The sequence below is a fragment of the Streptomyces sp. KR55 genome, assembly GCF_052245645.1.
In the GTDB taxonomy this organism is placed as follows: domain Bacteria; phylum Actinomycetota; class Actinomycetes; order Streptomycetales; family Streptomycetaceae; genus Streptomyces; species Streptomyces flavusporus.
This window is the reverse complement of record NZ_JBQQCE010000616.1, coordinates 1-4,662: the sequence shown is the minus strand read 5'-3', so window position 1 is coordinate 4,662 and position 4,662 is coordinate 1. Positions and strand designations below refer to the sequence as shown.

The window sequence follows — 4,662 nt, the reverse complement described above, 5'->3', positions numbered from 1 at the left end:
CTGCTTCAGGGCTCGGTTCTCGCCCTGCTGCTCCTCGGCCTGGTCGTGGGCGCGCTGGCGGCGCTGATCCGGCGCCGGCTGCTCGGCCCGGCCCTGCGCGACGCCGGTCTGGCGCTGCCCCCGGCCCGGCCGGTCCGTACCCACCCGGCGATCCCGTTGACCCTGTTCACCGTCCTCGCCGTGACCATCGGCTGGGGCCTGCTGCGCGACCCGTACGCCGTGAACACCACCGCCCGCCTGGCGTCCCCTTCCTGGGCGCACCCCCTCGGCACCGACGGTCTCGGCCGGGACGTCCTCGCCCGGCTCGGGCACGGGGCCGGCGCGACCGTCGGCACGGCGGCGGCCGTCTGTCTCCTCGGCCTGCTGATCGCGCTGGTCCTCGGTTTCCTGCCGGGCGTGGCGTCCGGCGCCGCCGACATCGCCAACGCCCTGCCTCCGGTGATCGTCGGCATCCTGGTCGCCGCGGTCGTGGGCCCCGGCACCGGCGGTGCCGCCCTCGCGGTCACCCTGCTGTCCTGGCCTGCGTTGTCCGCGCACGCGGCGGCGCTGGTGCAGGAGGTGCGGGCGTCGGCGTTCCTGACCGCCCAACGGGCCATCGGCGCAACGCCGTGGTGGATTCTCACCCGGCATGTGCTCCCGTCCGTCGCCGGGCCCGTCGCCCGGCACGCGCTGCTGCGGCTGCCCGGTATCGCCCTTGCGCTGGCCTCCCTGGGCTTTCTGGGCCTGGGCGCCCAGCCGCCCGCCCCCGAGTGGGGCCTGCTGCTCGACGAGTCCCGCGCCTACGTGGAACGCGCCCCGTGGGCCGCCCTCGCCCCGGCCGTCGCGCTGGCACTGCTGGCGGCGCTGGCGGTGTCGGGAGCGGCGTACACGAGCGGGCGCAGGCGCGTCCGGAAAGCCGCCCCTGCTCTGAAGGAGGTGCCCGTTGCCGTCTGACGTGCTGCTCTCGGTGCGCGATCTGCGGATCGCCTTCGACGGTGTCGAGGCCGTACGGGGCCTGTCCTTCGACGTCCGCCCCCGCGAAGTGCTCGCCGTGGTCGGCGAGTCCGGCGCGGGCAAGTCCCTGACCGCCCGTGCGCTGCTGGGAATGGTGCCGCGGGGCGCGACCGTCGACGGGACGATACGGCCGGACCTCTCGGCGGAGCGTGGCCGTCGTATCGCCCTGGTCCCGCAGGACGCCCTGTCCGCGCTCTCCCCCGTGCACCCGGTGGGCGACCAAATCGCCGCCGCCGTACGGTCGGTGCAGCGCGTCTCCCGCAGGGAGGCCCGGGCCCGGGCGGTCGCCGCACTGGACCGGGTGGGCATCCCGGACGCCGCCCGCACGGCGCGGGCGTATCCGCACGAGTACTCCGGCGGCATGCGGCAGCGGGCGGTCATCGCGATGGCGACGATCAACGAGCCCGATGTCGTGGTCGCCGACGAACCGACCTCCGCGCTGGACGCGGAGCGTCAGGAGCAGGTGCTGCGGGTGCTCGGCGAGCGGCGCGAGGCGGTCGGCGCCGCGCTCGTCCTGGTCACGCACGACATGGACGTCGTACGGGACCACGCGGACCGGGTGCTGGTGATGTACGCCGGACGCGCGGTCGAAGCCGGCCGGGTGCAGGATGTGCTGTCCCGGCCCCGGACCCCGTACACGGCGGGCCTGCTGGCCTCGCTCCCGCAGAACGCGCGCGGTCTGCGCCGCCTGCCCGCGCTCCCCGGCACCCCGCCCGCGCCGGGCGCGTTCCCGGCGGGCTGTGCGTTCGCCCCGCGCTGCCCGCTCGCCGCCGACCGCTGCCGGCACGAGGAGCCGGAGCCCCGCCCGCTGGACGACCGGCTGGTGGCCTGCCACCGCGCGAACGACGTCCCGCACCCCGCGATCGACCTGTTCCAGGAGAAGCAGCCCGCATGAGCCCTCTGCTCGAGGTCCGCGAACTCGTGGCCCGCTACGGCGACTTCACGGCCGTCGACGGCGTCTCCTTCACCCTGGACGTGGGCGAGACCCTCGCCCTGAACGGCCCCTCCGGCTGCGGCAAGTCCTCCACGGCCATGGCCGTACTCCAGCTGCGCCGCCCGGACGCCGGCGAAGTCCGTTTCGAAGGCAGGGAGTTGACGTCCCTGACCGAACGCGAGCTGCGCCCGTTGCGCCCCCGCGTGCAGCCCGTCTTCCAGGATCCGTACGGTTCCCTCAGCCCCCGCCACCGTATCCGCGACGCGGTGGCGGAACCGCTGAAGGTCCAGGGCCGCTGGAACCCCGCCGACGGTCCCGCCCGCGTCGCCGAACTCCTCGACCGCGTCGGCCTCGACCCCTCGTACGGCGACCGGCACCCGCACGAGCTCTCCGGCGGCCAGTGCCAGCGCGTCGGCATCGCCCGCGCGTTGGCCTCCGAGCCGCGCCTGCTGGTCCTCGACGAGCCGGTCTCCGCCCTGGACCCGTCCGTCCGCGCCGGTGTGCTGAACCTGCTCGCCGACCTCCAGGACGACCTCGGTCTCGGCTACCTGTTCATCTGCCACGACCAGGCGGTCGTACGGCACTTCGCGGACCGGGTGCTGGAGATGCGGGACGGGCGGATCAGCTGCGCCTGACGCCCTCGATCACCTGGCGCAGCCCTTCCGTCAGCTGCTCGGCCTCGGGCGCGCTCTTCGGATCGAAGGTCCACTGCGCCATGAGGCCCATCATCAGGGTCAGGTAGAAGTAGCCGAGGGTGTCCACGGTCTCCTCCGAGAGGTCCTCCTCGCGCCCGCCGTGAAAGATCGTGACGATACCGCGCGCGCCCTCCCGCTGGGCCCGCGCCAGGTGCTCCCGTACTTCGGGCAGCTGGTCGCCCATGACCACGATCTCCATGCTGAGCCGCCACAGCGAGCCGGGGTCCCGCATGGTTCCGATGATGTTCGACCACACCTCGGCGAACCGCTCGAGCGAGCCGGGCTCACCTCGGAGCTCTCCCCCGGCGCCCACGAACGCGTCGGAGATCCCTTCCACCATCTCGATGTACGCCTGCGCCAGCAGCGCGTCCCTTGGCGAGCAGGCAGCGCTTGGCGCCTTCGAGCAGATCCTCACGGTGTCCCATGCGACCAGCGTATCGCCGCCCTGTACGGCCGTATTAAACAAGCGTCATAGACAAGCGTTTAAGACGCCCGTACAGTCAAGGCCATGACGACGAACCCGAACCCTCCGGCGCGCGCCGGCCGTCGCGAATGGACGGCCCTGGGCGTGCTGATGCTTCCGCTCCTGCTGGTCTCCATGGACGTCTCCGTCCTCTACTTCGCGATCCCCGCGATCAGCGCGGACCTGGAGCCCACCAGCACCCAGCAGCTGTGGATCTTCGACATCTACGGCTTCGTGCTGGCCGGCCTGCTGATGACGATGGGCTCGCTGGGCGACCGCATCGGCCGCCGCCGGCTCCTGCTGATCGGCGCGACCGCGTTCGGCGCCGCCTCGCTGGTGGCGGCGTACGCCGGCAGCGCCGAGACCCTGATCGCGGCCCGCGCGGTCCTCGGTATCGGCGGCGCGACCCTGATGCCGTCGACGATGGCGCTGGTCCGCACGATGTTCACCGACCCCGCCCAGCGCGCGCAGGCGATCGGCCTGTGGTCGGGTGTGATGACGGCCGGTATCGCACTCGGCTCGGTGATGAGCGGCGTACTCGTCGAGCACTTCTGGTGGGGCTCGGTCTTCCTGGTCAACCTGCCCGCGATGCTGCTGCTCCTGATCCTCGGCCCGGTGCTGCTGCCGGAGTCGAGGAACCCCCGGCCCGGCCGGTTCGACCTGCTGAGCGTCCCGCTGTCGATGGCGGCGGTGCTCCCCGTGATCTACGGCCTGAAGGAGATCGCGTCGGAGGGCTGGAACGTGCGCTACGCGATGTCGGTGACGGTCGGCCTGCTCTTCGCCGCGCTGTTCGTCCACCGCCAGCGCACGACGCAGTCTCCGCTGATCTCTCCGGAGCTGTTCCGCAGCCGCGGCTTCAGCCCGGCCGTCGTCCTCAGCCTCGTCGCCGCGTTCGGCATGATGGGGTCGGCCTACTTCACCACCCAGTACATCCAGTCGGTCCTGGACAAGAGTCCCCTCGAGGCCGCGCTGTGGAGTCTGCTGCCGTCGGTGCCCATCGGCCTTGCGGCCCCGGTCAGTGCACAGCTCGTGCAGCGCGGCGTGCCCCGCGCGTATGTGGTGTCCGGAGGCTTCGCCATCACCGCCTGCGGCTATGTGCTGCTGGCCCTGACCGACACGGACTCCCTCTGGCTGCTGCTGGCCGCGTGCGGCGTCCTGGCCTGCGGCGTCGTCGCCGTCATGGCCCAGGTGACCGACCTGGCCATGGGCGCCGCCCCGGCGGAGAAGGCGGGCGCGGCCTCGTCCCTCATGGAGACCGGCACGGAGTTCGGCGGCGCGCTGAGCATGGCGTTCCTGGGCTCCATCGGCACGGCCGTCTACCGCCACGACATCCCGGCCTCGGCACCGGCTCCGGCCGGGGAGACGCTGGGCGGCGCGCTCGCCGTGGCCGAACAGTTGCCGGGGCGCACGGGTGACGCCCTGGCTACGGCGGCCCGGGAAGCGTTCACCAGCGGCATGCACGCGGCGGCGGTCGCGGGGGCGACGCTGCTGGTGGGGGCGGCGGCGCTGGGGGCGGTCGTGCTGCGGGAGCGCACACACGAAACGCCGGACGAGCCGAGAAACCTCAGCCCGTCCGG

The 4,662-nt window shown here is 73.2% G+C and carries 4 protein-coding genes and 1 pseudogene; 4 read left to right on the top strand and 1 reads right to left on the bottom strand.

The annotated features are described in order from the left end of the window. The 3 genes from ACTWQJ_RS46725 to ACTWQJ_RS46715 form a co-directional block, all read left to right on the top strand. The coding region (locus ACTWQJ_RS46725; RefSeq protein ID WP_443312462.1) for an ABC transporter permease at positions 1 to 933 on the top strand (933 nt) is incomplete at its 5' end. Beyond that, on the top strand, positions 923 to 1,888 hold the full coding sequence (locus ACTWQJ_RS46720) for an ABC transporter ATP-binding protein (protein ID WP_443312461.1): 966 nt from the start codon (positions 923 to 925) through the stop codon (positions 1,886 to 1,888). The genes ACTWQJ_RS46725 and ACTWQJ_RS46720, both read left to right, overlap by 11 nt. Continuing rightward, positions 1,885 to 2,562, top strand: a complete 678-nt coding sequence (locus tag ACTWQJ_RS46715) for an ATP-binding cassette domain-containing protein (RefSeq protein WP_443312460.1) — start codon at positions 1,885 to 1,887, stop codon at positions 2,560 to 2,562. The genes ACTWQJ_RS46720 and ACTWQJ_RS46715 overlap by 4 nt, the downstream gene beginning before the upstream one ends. Here the strand turns inward: ACTWQJ_RS46715 and ACTWQJ_RS46710 are convergent. After that, positions 2,549 to 3,047, bottom strand: a pseudogene (locus ACTWQJ_RS46710) (TetR/AcrR family transcriptional regulator). The gene ACTWQJ_RS46715 and the pseudogene ACTWQJ_RS46710 sit on opposite strands and share 14 nt — an antisense overlap. Before the next feature lie 83 nt (positions 3,048 to 3,130). Here ACTWQJ_RS46710 and ACTWQJ_RS46705 point away from each other — a divergent pair. Further along, the coding region (locus ACTWQJ_RS46705) for an MFS transporter (RefSeq protein ID WP_443312459.1) at positions 3,131 to 4,662 on the top strand (1,532 nt) is incomplete at its 3' end.